Source organism: Nocardiopsis mangrovi, assembly GCF_042653925.1.
Lineage (GTDB): Bacteria > Actinomycetota > Actinomycetes > Streptosporangiales > Streptosporangiaceae > Nocardiopsis_B > Nocardiopsis_B mangrovi.
In genome coordinates this window covers 23946-38630 of the sequence record NZ_JBHSFQ010000020.1, presented here as the reverse complement: position 1 = coordinate 38630, position 14685 = coordinate 23946, and the positions used below count along the sequence as shown (strand labels likewise).

16 protein-coding genes are annotated in these 14685 nt (G+C 72.6%); 9 read left to right on the top strand and 7 right to left on the bottom strand.

The window, feature by feature from the left end:
* Positions 1-32 precede the first annotated feature (32 nt).
* Positions 33-2420 (bottom strand): penicillin-binding protein, encoded by a 2388-nt coding sequence (locus ACFO4E_RS19340; protein WP_378576932.1) that lies wholly within the window; start codon positions 2418-2420, stop codon positions 33-35.
* A gap of 451 nt (positions 2421-2871) precedes the next feature.
* Between ACFO4E_RS19340 and ACFO4E_RS19335 the strand changes: the two genes are divergently transcribed.
* Positions 2872-3192, top strand: a complete 321-nt coding sequence (locus ACFO4E_RS19335; protein ID WP_378576930.1) for a WhiB family transcriptional regulator — start codon at positions 2872-2874, stop codon at positions 3190-3192.
* A gap of 76 nt (positions 3193-3268) precedes the next feature.
* Here ACFO4E_RS19335 and bagB read toward each other — a convergent pair whose 3' ends face one another.
* Positions 3269-4453 carry an ArsA family ATPase gene (gene bagB / locus ACFO4E_RS19330; RefSeq protein ID WP_378576780.1) on the bottom strand — a complete coding sequence of 395 codons (1185 nt, stop codon included), beginning with the start codon at positions 4451-4453 and terminating at the stop codon, positions 3269-3271.
* Complete coding sequence (gene bagA, locus ACFO4E_RS19325; protein ID WP_378576778.1) at positions 4450-5475, bottom strand: ATPase BagA; 1026 nt, start codon at positions 5473-5475, stop codon at positions 4450-4452. Before bagA ends, bagB begins: the two co-directional genes overlap by 4 nt.
* Positions 5476-5547: 72 nt before the next feature.
* Between bagA and ACFO4E_RS19320 the strand changes: the two genes are divergently transcribed.
* The 4 genes from ACFO4E_RS19320 (at position 5548) to ACFO4E_RS19305 (ending at position 8003) form a co-directional block, all read left to right on the top strand.
* Positions 5548-5718: a DUF4177 domain-containing protein gene (locus ACFO4E_RS19320; protein ID WP_133739902.1), complete on the top strand. Its 171-nt coding sequence runs from the start codon at positions 5548-5550 to the stop codon at positions 5716-5718.
* 4 nt (positions 5719-5722) lie between these two features.
* Positions 5723-6202, top strand: coding sequence for a RidA family protein (locus ACFO4E_RS19315; RefSeq protein ID WP_378576776.1), 480 nt, complete (start codon positions 5723-5725; stop codon positions 6200-6202).
* Between the two features lie 60 nt (positions 6203-6262).
* Positions 6263-7102, top strand: coding sequence for an NUDIX hydrolase (locus ACFO4E_RS19310; protein ID WP_378576774.1), 840 nt, complete (start codon positions 6263-6265; stop codon positions 7100-7102).
* A 79-nt stretch (positions 7103-7181) separates the two neighbouring features.
* A complete protein-coding gene (locus ACFO4E_RS19305) occupies positions 7182-8003 on the top strand; it encodes an MBL fold metallo-hydrolase (protein ID WP_378576773.1) in 822 nt (273 codons plus the stop codon).
* Positions 8004-8262: 259 nt separating this feature from the next.
* Here the strand turns inward: ACFO4E_RS19305 and ACFO4E_RS19300 are convergent, their stop codons facing one another.
* Positions 8263-8946 (bottom strand): Crp/Fnr family transcriptional regulator, encoded by a 684-nt coding sequence (locus tag ACFO4E_RS19300; RefSeq protein WP_067974011.1) that lies wholly within the window; start codon positions 8944-8946, stop codon positions 8263-8265.
* Positions 8947-9224: 278 nt separating this feature from the next.
* Here ACFO4E_RS19300 and nth point away from each other — a divergent pair, with 278 nt between their 5' ends.
* The 4 genes from nth to ACFO4E_RS19280 all read left to right on the top strand — a co-directional run bounded on the left by nth (position 9225) and on the right by ACFO4E_RS19280 (position 12834).
* Complete coding sequence (gene nth, locus ACFO4E_RS19295; protein ID WP_378576771.1) at positions 9225-9983, top strand: endonuclease III; 759 nt, start codon at positions 9225-9227, stop codon at positions 9981-9983.
* Between the two features lie 170 nt (positions 9984-10153).
* Positions 10154-10801 (top strand): NUDIX hydrolase, encoded by a 648-nt coding sequence (locus ACFO4E_RS19290; RefSeq protein WP_378576928.1) that lies wholly within the window; start codon positions 10154-10156, stop codon positions 10799-10801.
* 16 nt (positions 10802-10817) lie between these two features.
* Entirely contained in the window at positions 10818-11996 is a 1179-nt protein-coding gene (locus ACFO4E_RS19285; RefSeq protein WP_378576769.1) for a MarP family serine protease, read from the top strand.
* Between the two features lie 73 nt (positions 11997-12069).
* On the top strand, positions 12070-12834 hold the full coding sequence (locus ACFO4E_RS19280) for an MBL fold metallo-hydrolase (RefSeq protein ID WP_378576767.1): 765 nt from the start codon (positions 12070-12072) through the stop codon (positions 12832-12834).
* Positions 12835-12857: 23 nt separating this feature from the next.
* Here the strand turns inward: ACFO4E_RS19280 and ACFO4E_RS19275 are convergent, their stop codons facing one another.
* From ACFO4E_RS19275 to ACFO4E_RS19265, 3 genes are all read right to left on the bottom strand, one after another.
* On the bottom strand, positions 12858-13520 hold the full coding sequence (locus ACFO4E_RS19275; RefSeq protein WP_378576765.1) for a peptidylprolyl isomerase: 663 nt from the start codon (positions 13518-13520) through the stop codon (positions 12858-12860).
* Positions 13521-13655: 135 nt separating this feature from the next.
* Entirely contained in the window at positions 13656-14201 is a 546-nt protein-coding gene (locus tag ACFO4E_RS19270) for an ATP-binding protein (RefSeq protein ID WP_378576763.1), read from the bottom strand.
* Between the two features lie 18 nt (positions 14202-14219).
* The gene (locus tag ACFO4E_RS19265) at positions 14220-14567 is read right to left on the bottom strand and encodes an STAS domain-containing protein (protein ID WP_378576761.1); all 348 of its coding nucleotides are present in this window, start codon (positions 14565-14567) and stop codon (positions 14220-14222) included.
* Between the last annotated feature and the right edge of the window lie 118 nt (positions 14568-14685).

The window sequence follows — 14685 nt, the reverse complement described above, 5'->3', positions numbered from 1 at the left end:
CCCTCCGCGCTGTCACCGTGCCGTGTCCGGCGCTACTCCTCGCGGCGTCCGGGGGTGTACATCCCGGTCTCGGCCGGTGTTCCGGTCAGCGGCTGCCAGACACCGTCGTCGGGGACGCTGGTGGTGCGGTCCGATCCGGTGCCGTTGCTCAAGAAGACGTTGACCGTGGCACCTTCGGCGAGCGGCGTGCCGGGGTCGGGGTTGACCGCGGCGACGGTGTCGCCGGGCTCGCTCGACCGCACGCGCGTTCCGGACACGCTCACCCGGAACCCGGCCTCTTCGAGCATGCTCACCGCGGAGTCCTGGCTCATCCCGATGACGTCGGGGACCCCCGCCTCGTTGCTCGCGGGCCGGGTGTCGTTGTCGCGCGGTGAGCCCGAGGTGGAGCCGAACCGCGACGGAGCCCCGGGGAAGTCCTCCTCGTCGAGCTCCGCCACGGCGGCCCGCATGGTCTCCTGCCAGATCGGGCCGGGGATGGTCGCGCCGAACACCTCGCCGTAGTGGCGGTCGCCGATCGTGACGTTGCGCAGCGGGTAGTTCTGCGGCCCGCGGGGGTCGCCCACGAACACGGCGCTGGCGAGGTTCGGGGTGTACCCGGCGAGCCAGGCGCTGGCCGAGCCGTCGGTGGTGCCGGTCTTGGCGGCGGCCGGCCGCCCGATGCCCAGACCGTTGGTGGTGCCGCCCCGGAAGGTCTGCTGCAACAGGTAGCTGACGCCCGCCGCGACGTCCTCGTCGATGGCGCGCTCGCACTCGCTGTCGATCTCGATGGTCCGGCCGGACTGCCGGTCCTCGATCTTGGTGATGGCCTGCGGCTCGCAGTAGACGCCGCCGGAGGCGAAGGTCGCGTAGGCGTTGGCGACGGTCATCGGGGAGACCTCCTCGCTGCCGAGGGTGAAGGAGTTGTTCCCCTGGGTCCGCTCGTTGTCGAAGGACTCGCCGTCGGCCCGGTGCACGCCGAGCTTCTCGGACATCTCGATGACGTCGCACAGCCCCACGCGCTTCTGGAGCAGCGCGAAGTAGGTGTTCACCGACCCCTTCGTGCCGGAGATCATGTTGTTGCTGCCGCTGCCCTTGGTGTCGCCGGCGTTGCTCACCGGCCACGGGGCCAGCGGGGCGCCGTCGCAGTTGCGCTGCCCGGTGACCGTCGTGCTGTTGGCGGAGCTGAACGAGGTCCCGAACCCGAGGCCCTGTTCCAGCGCCGCGGCGAGGGTGAACGCCTTGAACGTCGATCCGGCCTGGAACCCGGTGCTGCCGCCGCGTTCGGAGTCGGTGGCGAAGTTGATGGAGGTCTCGCCCAGCCTGGACTCGTCCGGGCCGTAGTTGCGGCTCTGGACCATGCCCCGGATCTCCCCGGTCCCCGGCTCGATCAGCACCTCGGCGGCGACCTTGCGCGACTCGTTGGTGCGCGGCACCCACTTGTCGACGGCGTCCTGGGCGGCGGACTGCATGTCGGCGTCGAGCGTCGTGTGGATCTGGAGGCCGGCGGTCCGCAGCCAACGGGCGCGCTCGGTCTCGTCCTCGCCGAACTGGTCGTTCTTCTCGATCTCCTGGACCACGTAGTCGCAGAAGAACGGCTGGTCGCTGGGCATGCAGCCGTTGCTGGGGTTGGAGACGTCGAGTTCCAGCTCGGTGGCCTTGGCCTCCTCGGCCTCGTCGGCGGTCACCGCGCCGACGTCGACCATCCGGTCCAGGACGATGTCGCGCCGCTCGGTGCCGTCCTCGGGGTTGAGGCGCAGGTTGTACAGGTAGGGGTAGCGGACGGCGCCCGCCAGCGCGGCGGACTGCTCCAGGTTCAGCTCGTCGGCCCCGATCCCGAAGTAGTGCCGGGCCGCGGACTCGACGCCGTACGCGCCGTCGCCGAAGTAGGCGATGTTGAGGTAGCCCTCGAGGATCTCGTCCTTGGACATGCGCTGTTCGAGGGTGACGGCGTAGCGGAGTTCGCGCACCTTCCGCGAGATCGTGGTCTCGCGCGCCTCCTCCTGCTCCGCCTGGGTCGTGGCGCTCTCCACCAGCACGTTCTTGACGTACTGCTGGGTCAGCGACGACCCGCCCTGCGTGCTGCCGCTGAGTGTGCGCAGCGCGGCGCGGAACGTGCCGGAGATGTCGATGCCGCCGTGCTCGTAGAAGCGCGCGTCCTCGATGGCGATGATGGCCTCCTGCATCACCGGCGACATGTCGTCGAGATCCACCAGCTCGCGGTTCTGGTCGTAGATCTCCGCGATGACCTCGCCATCGCGGTCCAAGATCTCCGATCTCTGCGGCGGCGGTGGAGTCTCCAGCTCACTGGGCATGTTGAGGAACCCTGTGGCGACGTTGCGCGCGGTGATGCCGAGCCCGCCGACGGCCGGCAGCGCGAGGGCGGCGACGAGCACGCCCGCCACGATGCCGACACCTAGGAGTTGACTGATTTTTTGCAGCAATGTCCCCTGACCCACCCCATCAGACTACGTGCGGTCGGCCGACTCGTGGTGCGCGATTTACCGTGATTTCGGGGGAATTCTGACGGCTGCACACACGGGGCCCCGCTATCCCCCATCTATTGTGAACGCTCCGGCGAGCGACACGGCTCCGCCTGCGGATCGTCACGATGCGTATGGGAAAGATGACGGATGCGATACGCGGCCATGGCCCCAGCGGGCTATATGGGAAATGAGCCCAATGGGGCCTGTTGGTCGTGCGCGGTGATCCGTAGTTTCGTGCCCAATGGTGAGGAGGGATCCAGGCGCCGAAACGCCGGCCCCCATGGCGCTGCGGCCCCTGCCCGGCCCTGCTGACAGCCCCCGCGTTCTTGATGCCCGCCCTCCCCCATGCCGACGCCCGCGCCCGTCGGCGCAAGGACGAACACACATGCTGATCTTGGGAGTGGGGCACATGTGGATCACGGACTGGACCTCGCGCGCCGTATGCCGCCAGGCCGATCCGGACGCGCTCTTCGTGCAGGGAGCCGCGCAGAACAGGGCCAAACTCATCTGCCGGGGCTGTCCGGTGCGCACCGAATGCCTGGCCGACGCGCTGGACAACCGGATCGAGTTCGGGGTCTGGGGCGGGATGACCGAGCGCGAGCGGCGCGCGCTGCTGCGCCGGCGCCCTGACGTCGTCTCGTGGAGGGACCTTCTGGAGAACGCCCGCAGGGAGTATGAGGACGCCCCGGATCCCGCCGGCGCCGGCGACGGATCCGTGGCGGTCTGCTGAGACCGGCCCCGCGCCCGGCCCGGCGGGCGCCTCCACGGCGCGCATCCGGCCCGCCCCGGGGCCGCCGGCCGTCCCCCTACGGTGCCAGGTCGTGGCCGATCGCCCGCAGGGAGGCGAGGTCGTGGACGTCCTCGGGGCGCGCCGGTACGTCCACCACCGGCACCCGCGGGTGGGCGGCGGTGAGGCCGTCGCGCAGGCGCGCCTCGCGCGCCCGCACCCGGGCGCGCTCCGCGTGCAGCCGCAGTGCCGCCTCGGCCAGCGGGTGCTCGGCGGTCTCGGCCAGTGACCGCGCCGCGGCCTCCGCCTGTTCGGCGGGCAGTCCGCGGGCCGACAGCGGGTGCACGCGGTTGAGCACCAGCCCGGCGAGCGGCATGCGGTCGGTGCGCAGCCGGTCGATGAAGTACGACGCCTCGCGCAGCGCGTCGCTCTCGGGCACGGCGACCACGATGAACGCCGTGCCGGGGGCCTGTAGCAGCCGGAAGGTCTGTTCGGCGCGCTCCTGGAAGCCGCCGAACACCGCGTCGAACGCGGTGATGAACGTCTGCACGTCCTTGAGCACCTGGGCGCCGACGATCTTGCCGATCATCGAGGTGACCATCCCCACCCCCGCCCCCAGCAGGCGGAACGCCCCGGTGGCGGGGGGCGCGCTGAGGAAGCGGACGAGCCGGCCGTCGAGGAACCTGCCCAGCCGTTTGGGCGCGTCGAGGAAGTCGAGGGCCGACCGGCTCGGCGGCGTGTCGACGATGATCAGGTCCCATTCGCCCGACTGCCGGAGCTGGCCGAGCTTCTCCATGGCCATGTACTCCTGCGTGCCGGAGAAGCTGGTGGACAGCGACTGGTAGAAGGGGTTGGCCAGGATCTGCCGCGCCCGCTCGGGGTCGGCGTGCGCTTCGACGGTCTCGTCGAAGGTCCGCTTCATGTCGAGCATCATGGCGTGCAGGGACCCCGGGGCGCCGCCGCGTTCCGCCGCCGCCCGCCCGGTCTCCGCGGGCAGCTCCACCGGGCGCGGGGTGTTGTCGAGCTCGGTCAGGCCCATCGACTGCGCGAGCCGGCGGGCGGGGTCGACCGTGATCACCACGGCGTGCCGGCCGCGCTCGGCGGCGAGCACCCCCATGGCGGCGGCGGTCGTGGTCTTGCCCACGCCGCCCGACCCGCAGCACACCACGATCCTGGTGGACCGGTCGGCCAGCAGGGCGCCGAGGTCGAGGCGCGTCCCCGGCTCCGCGGGGGGCGGAGGGGGTCCGCCATCGGTCGTGGTCACGCAGCCCCCTGTTCGCGGAGCAGGCCGGCGAGCGTGTCGAGGTCCGCACGGTCGGTGCCGCCCGCGCCCAGCATCGGCAGCTCGTAGCGGGGGCGCTCGACGCTCGCCAGCCGCTCCCGGATGGCGGTCTCCACGCGTACCCGGCGGGCGTGGGCGGTGATCTCGGCGGCGAGGTCGTGTGCGGCCTCGTCCGGCCGGTCCACGCGGGCGGCCTTGAGCCCGTGTGCGAGAGCATCGGTGTCGAGCGTGCCGGCCAGCGCGTCGGCCAGGGCGGCGTCGTCGAAGAACCGTTCGCGCACGAGGTTGACCATGACGGCGCCGACGTTGAGCCCGACCTCGCGGATCTCGGTGATCCCGTCGATCGTCTCCTGGGCGGGCATCTCCTCCAGCAGGGTCACGAAGTGCACAACGGTCCGCGGGGAGCGCATGGTCTCCATGACCTTGTCCGCGTGGTTGCGGATGGGGCCCATCCGGGCCAGCCCGGCGACCTCGGCGTTGACGTTGAGGAACTGCGCGACGCGGCCGGTCGGCGGGGCGTCCATGACCACGGCGTCGTAGGCGTGGGGCGCGCGCGGGTCGTCGCGGGCGCCCCGGCGGCGGTCGCCGGCCCGGCGCCGGACCGCCTCGGTGGCCTTGCCGGTGAGCAGGACGTCGCGCACGCCCGGCGCGATGGTCGTGGCGAAATCGACCGCCCCGAACCTCGTGAGCGCCTGCCCGGCGCGGCGGATGCCGTAGAACATCTCCAGATACTCCAGGAGCGCCGCTTCGGCGTCGACGGCCAGTGCGTACACGCGCCCCCCGCCCGGGGCCGAGGCGACCTCGTGCTCGCCGTAGGGCAGCGGGGGCTGGTCGAACAGCTGGGCGATGCCCTGGCGGCCCTCGACCTCGACCAGCAGCACCTTGTGCCCCCCGGCGGCCAGCGCCAGTGCGAGGGCCGCGGCGAGGGTCGTCTTGCCGGTGCCCCCCTTGCCGGTGACGACATGGAGACGTACGCCGTCCCAATCGCGATCGCGTGCACTCACCTCACGGAGTTTATGTCTCAACCGCCGGGCTCCGCGGTCCGCACGGGTGATGTGGTGAGTAAGGTGGCGCCCATGACGAAGTGGGAGTACGCGACGGTGCCACTGCTGTCGCACGCGACGAAGCAGATCCTGGACAACTGGGGCGAGGACGGCTGGGAGCTGGTCTCCGTGATCCCGGGGCCGTCGGTCGACGGCGATCCCCGCAACCAGCAGCTGGTCGCCTACCTGAAGCGGGAGAAGTAGCCACATGAGCGAGCCGGAGGCGTCCGCGACCCCCGAGGAGCGCATCGCCGGGCTGGGGCTGGCCATCCCCGATCTGGTCCCGCCGGTGGCGTCCTACACACCGACCGTCCGCACCGGCGACTACGTGTACGTGTCCGGCCAGGTGCCCATGGTCGACGGAGAACCGGCCGGGACCGGCAAGGTCGGCGCCGAGGTCACCCCGGAGCGGGCGGCCGAGCTGGCGGCGGTGTGCGCGCTGAACGGGATCGCCGCGATCAGGGCCGAGATCGGCGACCTGTCCCGGGTGCGCCGGGTCGTCAAGGTCGTCGGTTTCGTCGCCAGCGACCCGTCCTTCACCGGCCAGCCGAAGGTGATCAACGGCGCCAGCGACCTCCTCGGCGCGGTCTTCGGCGACGCCGGGGTGCACGCGCGCAGCGCCGTGGGCGTGGCGGCGCTGCCGCTCGACGTCCCCGTCGAGGTGGAGATGATCGTCGAGGTCGACTAGGCGGTCCCGGCGGAGCCGGGTGGCGCAGCGTTCGTTCACCGCGACCACTGGAGGACGACCATGACAACGGAACATTCCCCGGCCGGCGACGCGGCCGATGGGCATGCCGGCCAGGTGGAGCCCCGCCACGCGGCCACCGTCGTCCTGCTGCGCGAGTGCGTGACCCCGCCCGGCGCCGCCGCGGGCGGGATCGAGGTCTACCTGCTGCGCCGGGCGCGGACCATGGCGTTCGCACCCGGCGCCTACGCGTTCCCCGGCGGCGGCGTGGACCGGCGCGACGCCGACCGCGGCGTCCGCTGGGCCGGTCCGTCCCCGCGCGACTGGGCGGCCGTCCTGGGCGCCGCCGAGCCGCTGGCGAGATCCCTGGTGTGCGCGGCGGTGCGCGAGACCTTCGAGGAGTCCGGCGTCCTGCTGGCGGGCGGCTCGGCGGCCGAGGTGGTCGCCGATACGCGCGGCGACGACTGGGAGGCCGACCGCCGCGCGCTCATCGACCGTTCGCTCTCCTTCGCGGCCTTCCTCGACCGGCGCGGCCTCGTGCTGCGCACGGACCTGCTGAAGGCGTGGTCGCACTGGATCACGCCGCTCGGGGAGCCCCGGCGGTTCGACACCAGGTTCTTCGCCGCGGTCCTGCCCGCCGGCCAGCAGACCCGCGACGTCGGCGGCGAGGCCGACCGCGTTGTGTGGATGCGCCCCGCCGACGTCGTCGACGGCTGGCGCGACGGCTCGCTGCCGATGCTCCCGCCCACGGCGACCACCTGCCGGGAGCTGGCGGAGTTCGGCAGCCCCGGCTCCGCCATGGCGGCGGAGCGCAGGATCGCGCCGATCCTCCCGGAGCTGCGGCGGGTCGGCGGGCGGACCCGGGTCGTGGTGCCCGGCGACGCCGGCCTCCCGCCCCTATGAGGGCGCTCCGGCCCCGTCCCCGCGGGGCCCCATCACCATCCCCGGCCCCGCGCCGTTCCAGTGAGGGAGACGACGTCCGATGAGAATCGACGGCTCAGGGACACTGCGTGCGAGCTGCGTGCTGTGCCCCAACCCCGGGCCCATGACGCTCGACGGGACCAACACGTGGGTGCTGCGCGAGCCCGGTTCGCGGGGCGTCGTCGTGGTCGACCCCGGTCCGCACGACGAGCGGCACCTGGAACGGGTCGCGCGCACGGTGCAGGAGCAGGGCGCGCAGGTCCTCATGGCGCTTCTCACCCACCACCACGGGGACCACAGCGAGGGCGCGCGCTATTTCTCCGAGCTGACGGGCGCCCCCGTGCGCGCCGTCGATCCGGAACTGCGCATCGGGAGCGGCGGGCTGGCCGACGGCGAGCTGATCGTCGCCGACGGGCTGGAGCTGCGGGTGGTCGCCACTCCGGGGCACACCGCCGACTCGGTCTGCTTCCACCTGCCGGCCGACGATGTCATCCTGACCGGCGACACCGTGCTGGGCAGCGGAACCACGGTGATCTCCGGCGACGGCGGGCTGGGCGCCTACATGGACTCCCTGCGCCGGCTGCGCGAGCTCGTGGCCGTCACCGACGCCCGCGCCCTGCTGCCGGGGCACGGCCCCATCTGCACCGATCCGCTGGCCAAGCTCGACGAGTACATCGGCCACCGGGAGCTGCGGCTCGCGCAGGTCACCGAGGCCGTGCGCGCGGGCGCCCACACGCCGGCGCAGATCGTGGCGCGGGTCTACGCCGGTATCGACGATGCCGTGGTCCCCGCCGCCGAGGCGTCGGTCCGCGCGCAGTTGCGCTACCTGGCCGGGCGCGGCGACATCCCGCCGGAACTCGGGGACCTGAGGGCGGAGCTCTGAGGCGGCCGCGGGTCAGGTGGTGAACGGCCCCGTCACGCGCTCCGCGGACCGCGCGGGAGGCATGGAACGGTTCTGAGGTCGCCGGCGGCGCGGGGCGCCGGCGCCGCCTCCCGGGGCCGGGCGGCGGTGGTGCGGGCGGCCGGGGACGGCGGCGCCGGGCGCACGAAAAACCCGGCCATCGGCCCTATCCGGCGCTCCCCCCGAACGTCGTCGGGGGCCACCGGGCGGGGCCGAGGACCGGGCGCGTGGTGCCACCGGGTCAGCGTGCGCGCCGGCGCATCCGCTCGATGTCGAGCAGCACGACCGCCTTGGCCTCGATGCGCAGCCAGCCGCGGAGGGCGAATTCGGCGAGCGCCTTGTTGACGGTCTCGCGCGAGGCGCCGACGAGCTGGGCCAGCTCCTCCTGGGTGAGGTCGTGGTGCACGTGCAGACCGTCCTCGCCCTCCTTGCCGAACCGGTCGGCGAGGTCGAGCAGGGCCTTGGCCACGCGGCCCGGGACGTCGGTGAACACGAGGTCCGACATGACGTCGTTGGTGCGCCGCATGCGGGTCGCGAGCGCCTTCAGCAGCTGCAGCGCCACCTGGGGCTGGCCGGCGATGAAGGGCCGAAGGTCGTCGTGGCCCAGACCGGCCAGGACGGCGTCGGTCACGGCCACGGCGCTCGCCGTGCGCGGCCGCGGGTCGAACAGCGAAAGCTCGCCGAACATCTCACTCGGGCCGAGGACGCTCAGCAGGTTCTCGCGCCCGTCCACAGCGGTGCGGGTCAGCTTGACCTTGCCGCTGAGGATGACGTAGAGCCGGTCGCCCTCGTCGCCTTCGGAGAAGAGGGTCTGGCCCCGGCCGAGGCGGACCTCGCTCACCGAGGCGCGCAGTGCGGCCGCGCCCTCTTCGTCGAGTGCCTCGAAAAGAGGGGCCTTCCGCAGCACCTCGTTGGTCTCGTCCACCGCTTCCTCCTCGCAACCTGACCGTCAACAGTGTGACGTATATCGCACCCCAGTGTGAAACCAGGTCGTTATCTCGGCTTGTCGCCCGGGTGACAACCAGCCCGTCACGGCCGACGGCAGCATCCCCGATCTTAGTTGCATCATCCCCCTGGGCAGTGCTGTCCCCGCCGATCTCGGGCGAAAGCCCACATTAATTCGGTCACCATCTCCGAAGACGGGAGAAGTCGGACCAACCAGGGGCGACGCCGGACACGTCCCGGACTACGTACTCTTTGGGTGTGCCTGGCGACCCTTCTCCCGCATCCGCGGCCCCGGCCGATCGCGATGACCGCGCGCCCACCGGCGAGTCACGCCTCGCCCTGGTGCGGCGCGCCCGCAGGATCAACCGCGAACTCGCCGTGCTGTACCCGGACGCGCGCGCCGAACTGAACTTCACCGGCCCGCTGGAACTCCTCGTCGCCACGATCCTGTCGGCGCAGTGCACCGACAAACGGGTCAACGCGGTCACACCCGGGCTCTTCGCACGTTATCCCACTGCCGCCGACTACGCCGCGGCGGACCGCGGCGAGCTCGAAGGCGCCATCCGCTCCACCGGGTTCTTCCGTGCCAAGGCCAACAGCATCATCGGCCTGGGCCAGGAGCTGTGCGCCCGGCACGGCGGCGAGGTCCCCGGCGACCTCCGCGAACTCGTCCGCCTGCCCGGCGTGGGGCGCAAGACCGCCAACGTCGTCTTGGGCAACGCCTTCGGGGTGCCCGGGATCACCGTCGACACCCACTTCGGCCGGCTGGCCCGGCGCCTGGGCTGGACCGGCGCGAGCGACCCCGTGAAAGTCGAGCACGAGGTCGGGGAGCTGTTCCCGCCCAAGGAGTGGACCGCGCTGTCGCACCGGCTCATCTGGCACGGCCGCCGCGTGTGCCACGCGCGCCGGCCGGCCTGCGGGGCGTGCGCCGTCGCGCGCTGGTGCCCCTCGTTCGGCGAGGGGCCGACCGACCAGGACCAGGCGCGCAAGCTGATCAGGAACGGCCCGTTCCGGTGACCGGCCGCAACGGCACCGGGGACCCCGACCCGCGCACCCGGCCCGACCACCCCGACGGCCGCGCGGCCGCGCCCTCCGCGTCCGACCCGCCGGGCCTGCTGCGCACCCCCGCCGGGCCCGAGATCAGCACCCCCGAATGGCTGGCCTCGCTGGCGGCCGCGTCCCGGCGGATGCCCGTTCCCGCCGTGATGCGCCCGCCCGAGGAGGGCGGTCGCAGATCGGCCGTCCTCATCCTCTTCGGCGAGGGCGAGCGCGGGCCCGACGTCCTGCTCATCCAGCGCAACAACGGGCTGCGGCGGCACTCCGGCCAGCCCGCGTTCCCCGGCGGTTCCATGGAGCCGTCCGACGACGGCCCCGAGGACTGCGCGCTGCGCGAGGCCCAGGAGGAGACCGGCGCCGATCCCGCCGGCATCGAGCTGCTGGGCCGGCTGCCCGAGCTGTACATCAACCGCAGCGGGTTCCGCGTCCAGCCCGTCCTGGCCTGGTGGCGCACGCCGTCCGATGTCCACCCCGCCGACCCCGGCGAGGTCGCCGGCGTGGTGCGCGTCCCCGTCGCCGACCTCGCCGACCCCGCCAACCGGGTCCGCGTCCGCGAGCCCGGGGGAGCCGCCCGTCCCGGGTTCCGGGTGGGCGGGATGCTGGTGTGGGGATTCACCGCGGCCATACTTGACCGGCTGCTCGTTCTGGGCGGATGGGAACGCCCCTGGCTCGACACCGCGCCGGAGGAGGCGCTACCCATGAACGGTGGAACGGGGGCGCGGGCCGCCGGTCGTCCCCCGGCCCCGGACGGGCCGAACGGGAACCACACGCCTACGTGATCTAAGGGAGGGCATCGTGCTGGACGTGATCCTCATCGTCCTGGTGATGGTCTTCGCGATGTCCGGCTACCGGCAGGGGTTCATCGTCGGGGTCATGAGCTTCGCCGGGTTCATCGGCGGCGGGGTCCTCGCGGCGCTCGGCGCGCCGGCGGTGATCCAGGCGCTGGTCGCCGACCCCGGGCGGCAGGCGCTCCTGGCGATCGCGATCGTCTTCCTCTCGGCGGCCCTGGGGCAGTTCGTCACCTCCTACCTCGGGGCGCTGGTGCGCAACCGGGTCACGTGGGACTCCGCCCGCGTCGTCGACGCCCTGGGCGGTGCCGTGGTCAGCGGGCTGTCGGTGCTGCTCGTGGGGTGGCTGGTGGGCAGCGCCGTGGCCAACTCCGCGATCCCCGTCGTCAACACCCAGGTCGCCGACTCCCGCGTGCTGCGCGCGGTCGACGACGTCATGCCCGACGCCGCGCACACATGGTTCTCCACCTTCCGCCGGATCGTCGACCAGAGCTCCTTCCCGCAGGTGTTCAGCGGCCTGGGCTCGGGCGAGCTCGCCGAGGTCGAGCCGCCCGACCCCGACGTCCTCAACACCGCGGGGCTGCGCGAGGCAAGCCAGAGCGTGGTGAAGGTGCTCGGCACAGCGCCGTCGTGCCAGCGGCGGGTCGAGGGCACCGGGTTCGTGTACTCCGAGGGCCGCGTCATGACCAACGCGCACGTCGTCGCGGGGGTCACCGAGGACCTGCGCGTCGTCACCCGGTCCGGCCAGCAGGTGTCCGCGACCGTCGTGCTCTACGACCCCCAGCAGGACATCGCGGTCCTCGACGTCACGGGGCTGGAGCTGCCGCCCCTGGAGTTCGAGCCCGACGCGCAGAAGGGCGACGACGCCGTCGTGGCGGGCTTCCCGCGCAACAACGGCTTCACGGCGGTACCCGCCCGCATCCGCGCCGAGCAGACCGCGCAGGGCCCCGACTTCTACCACTCCCAGCAGGTCAGCCGGGAGATCTACCAGGTGCGGGCGGTCGTGCGCCCCGGCAACTCCGGTGGGCCGCTGATCTCCCCCGACGGTACGGTCTACGGGGTCGTCTTCGCGGCGGCCACCAACGAGGAGGAGACCGGCTACATCCTCACCGCCGACGAGGTCGCCGAGAACGCCGCCACCGGCATAACGGCCACGGCCCCGGTCTCGACCCAGGCCTGCGACTGAGCCGGGGCGGGCGGCGACCGCCCGCCCGCCGAACCCGCCCGGTGGTCCACCGGCCGAACGAAGGGCCGCACCGATGCGCCTGACCGTCCTGGGGAGTGCGACCCCCTACCCGCGCCCCGACGACCCCTGCTCCGGCCACCTCGTGCGGCACGGCACCACCACGGTGTGGCTCGACGCCGGCCCGGGCACGCTCGCGGAGCTGCAACGCCACACCGCGATCGACGCGCTGGACGCGATCTGGATCTCGCACCTGCACGCCGACCACTCCAGCGACCTGCTGACGGCGTTCTACGCACTGCTGTACGCCGACCTGCGCCCCGCCGCCCCTATTCCGCTCTTCGGGCCGCCCGGAACCGCCGACCGGCTCCGGCACTACCTCACCAACACGGAGCCCGGCCCGGTCGAGCGCGCCTTCGACGTGCACGAGCTGCACGACGGCCACGAGTGCGCGGTGGGGGGCCTGCGGCTGCGCTCCCGGCTGGTCGAGCACGGCTTCCCCGCGTTCGGGGTCCGCGTGGACGCCGGCGCGGTGTCGCTCGCGTACTCCGGGGACACCGCCCCCTGCCCCGCCCTGGACGACCTCGCCGCGGGGGCCGACACGCTGCTGTGCGAGGCCGACGGCGACGCGCCGCCGGCCGGTGTGCCCCGGGTGCACATGACCCCGGAGGACGCCGGCGCGGTGGCCCGGAAGGCAGGGGTGCGCCGGCTCATCCTGACCCACGTCGCGCCGCCGCTGCGGGCCGGCGCGGCGGTCGAACGGGCGGCGGCGGCCTTCGGGGGCGCCGTGGAGCACGCCGCCCCCGGGCGCACGTTCGGGGTCGGCCCGGACACCTCCTGACCGCAGCCGCCCGGATCCGCGGATCAGTCGCCGGAGCGGTGGATCTCGACGGACTCCAGCACGATGTCCTCGGCGGGGCGGTCGGCGGAGTCGGTCTCGACCGCGGAGATCGCCTCGATGACCTCCAGGTCGGAATCTTCGGCGACCTCGCCGAAGATCGTGTGCAGGCCGTCCAGGTGCGGTGTGGGCGCCGACGTGATGAAGAACTGCGAGCCGTTGGTGTCGGGACCGGAGTTCGCCATGGCGAGCTTGCCGGGGGCGTCGAACGCCAGCTCGGGGTCGATCTCGTCGGCGAACGCGTAGCCGGGGCCGCCCATGCCGGTGCCCTCGGGGTCGCCGCCCTGGACCATGAAGTCGGGGATCACGCGGTGGAAGACGGTGCCGTCGTAGAACCGCTCCTCGCCGGTCCGCGGATTCTCGGCGCGCCCGCCCTCGGCGAGCCCCACGAAGTTCTGCACGGTCTCGGGGGCGCGGTCGGGGAACAGCACCACCTCGATGTCGCCCTCGCTGGTGCGCAGGGTGGCGCCCTCGACACCGGCGATGTCGATCTCGGGCAGCGCCTCACCGGCGGGGGAGGACCCCTGCCCGGGCTCCGGCTCCGCTCCGCCCCCGGCCTGGCAGGCCACCGATGCGAGCAGAGCGGCGCCGGCGGCGGCGCTGGCCGCGGTCCTGGTGAAGCGGTTCATCTGGCTGTTCTCCGGCTGTTCGGCGCAGGGTCGGACAGCACAGGGTAGCGCTTCGGCCGAAGCGCGCCACAGGGCCCTTCGACACGTTCGGGCGGCCCCCTCAGGGGGCCGCCCGATGTCCGTGCGTGAAGGCGGTCAGCCGACGAGCCGGTCGTCCTGATCCGGCTCGGTCTGCCCGACCGGCCAGCTCATCCGGACCACGGTGCCGTTCTCGTTGGGCTCGATGCTGACCTCGTCGGCCAGGCCGACGATGACGGCCAGCCCCACATCGGGGGAGAGCCCGGTGACCCCGCCCGGCGGCGTGTGGTCGTCGAGGTACACGCCGCCGCCCTCGGCATCGTGGTTCAGCGGCGTGCCGCCCGGCTCTTTCGCCGGGGCGAGGTCCGAGACCACGACCTCGAAGCGGTGGGCGGGATGCCCGTTGTGCGGTGCCACGGCGGGGGTGTCCCGGCGTGCGGAGGGCGGGCCCGCGCTGTCGATGAGGTCGAGCCGGATCGGCTGCCCCGGACAGTGGGCGCGGTGCGCCTCGACAGCGCGCGAGCACGCCTCTCCGACCGCCAGCCGGATTTCATCGAGCGCGGATTCCGCGATGCCCGCACGCCGTGCCACGGCCGTGGCCATCAGGCGGGCCGTGCGCACGTGGGCGGGCAGCGCACTGATCGTGAGCTGGACGAGTGCCATGGGTCGCTCGTTACGCAGCTACTTGGACTTACGCTTGTCGATGGCTTCCTGCACCGACTCATAGATCCCGAAGACCTTGGTCAGGCCGGTGATCCGGAAGATCTTCAGGATCCGCTCCTGGGTGCAGACCAGGTCGAGCGTGCCGTCGTGCGCACGCACGCGCTTCAACCCGCCGACGAGCACGCCGAGACCAGTCGAGTCGAGGAACTCCACCTTCTCCATGTTGACCACGAGGTGGAAGTTGCCCTTGTTGACCAGATCGATCAGGAGCTCACGCAGGCGTGGCGCGGTATAGACGTCGATCTCACCTTCGACCACGACGATCTCAGTGTCGTCCTGGGTGTGGTGATCAAGCTTCAAGTCCACTAGTCCTCCAGCGCCGAACCGCGATAAACCGCGAGTGATCTCTGCCGGGCGTTACCCCACAGTGCGGCATTCAACCATGCGTGTGCACGGCGTCTTCCTGTAACCACAAGAAAACCAC

Bases quoted from the DNA above. Each gene is read 5' to 3' on its own strand.
- ACFO4E_RS19275 (WP_378576765.1), bottom strand. From the start codon at position 13,520: ATGAACCGCTTCACCAGGACCGCGGCCAGCGCCGCCGCCGGCGCCGCT.
- ACFO4E_RS19320 (WP_133739902.1), top strand. From the start codon at position 5,548: ATGACGAAGTGGGAGTACGCGACGGTGCCACTGCTGTCGCACGCGACG.
- ACFO4E_RS19290 (WP_378576928.1), top strand. From the start codon at position 10,154: ATGCCCGTTCCCGCCGTGATGCGCCCGCCCGAGGAGGGCGGTCGCAGA.
- ACFO4E_RS19270 (WP_378576763.1), bottom strand. From the start codon at position 14,201: ATGGCACTCGTCCAGCTCACGATCAGTGCGCTGCCCGCCCACGTGCGC.
- ACFO4E_RS19335 (WP_378576930.1), top strand. From the start codon at position 2,872: ATGTGGATCACGGACTGGACCTCGCGCGCCGTATGCCGCCAGGCCGAT.
- ACFO4E_RS19315 (WP_378576776.1), top strand. From the start codon at position 5,723: ATGAGCGAGCCGGAGGCGTCCGCGACCCCCGAGGAGCGCATCGCCGGG.
- ACFO4E_RS19280 (WP_378576767.1), top strand. From the start codon at position 12,070: ATGCGCCTGACCGTCCTGGGGAGTGCGACCCCCTACCCGCGCCCCGAC.
- ACFO4E_RS19305 (WP_378576773.1), top strand. From the start codon at position 7,182: ATGAGAATCGACGGCTCAGGGACACTGCGTGCGAGCTGCGTGCTGTGC.
- ACFO4E_RS19310 (WP_378576774.1), top strand. From the start codon at position 6,263: ATGACAACGGAACATTCCCCGGCCGGCGACGCGGCCGATGGGCATGCC.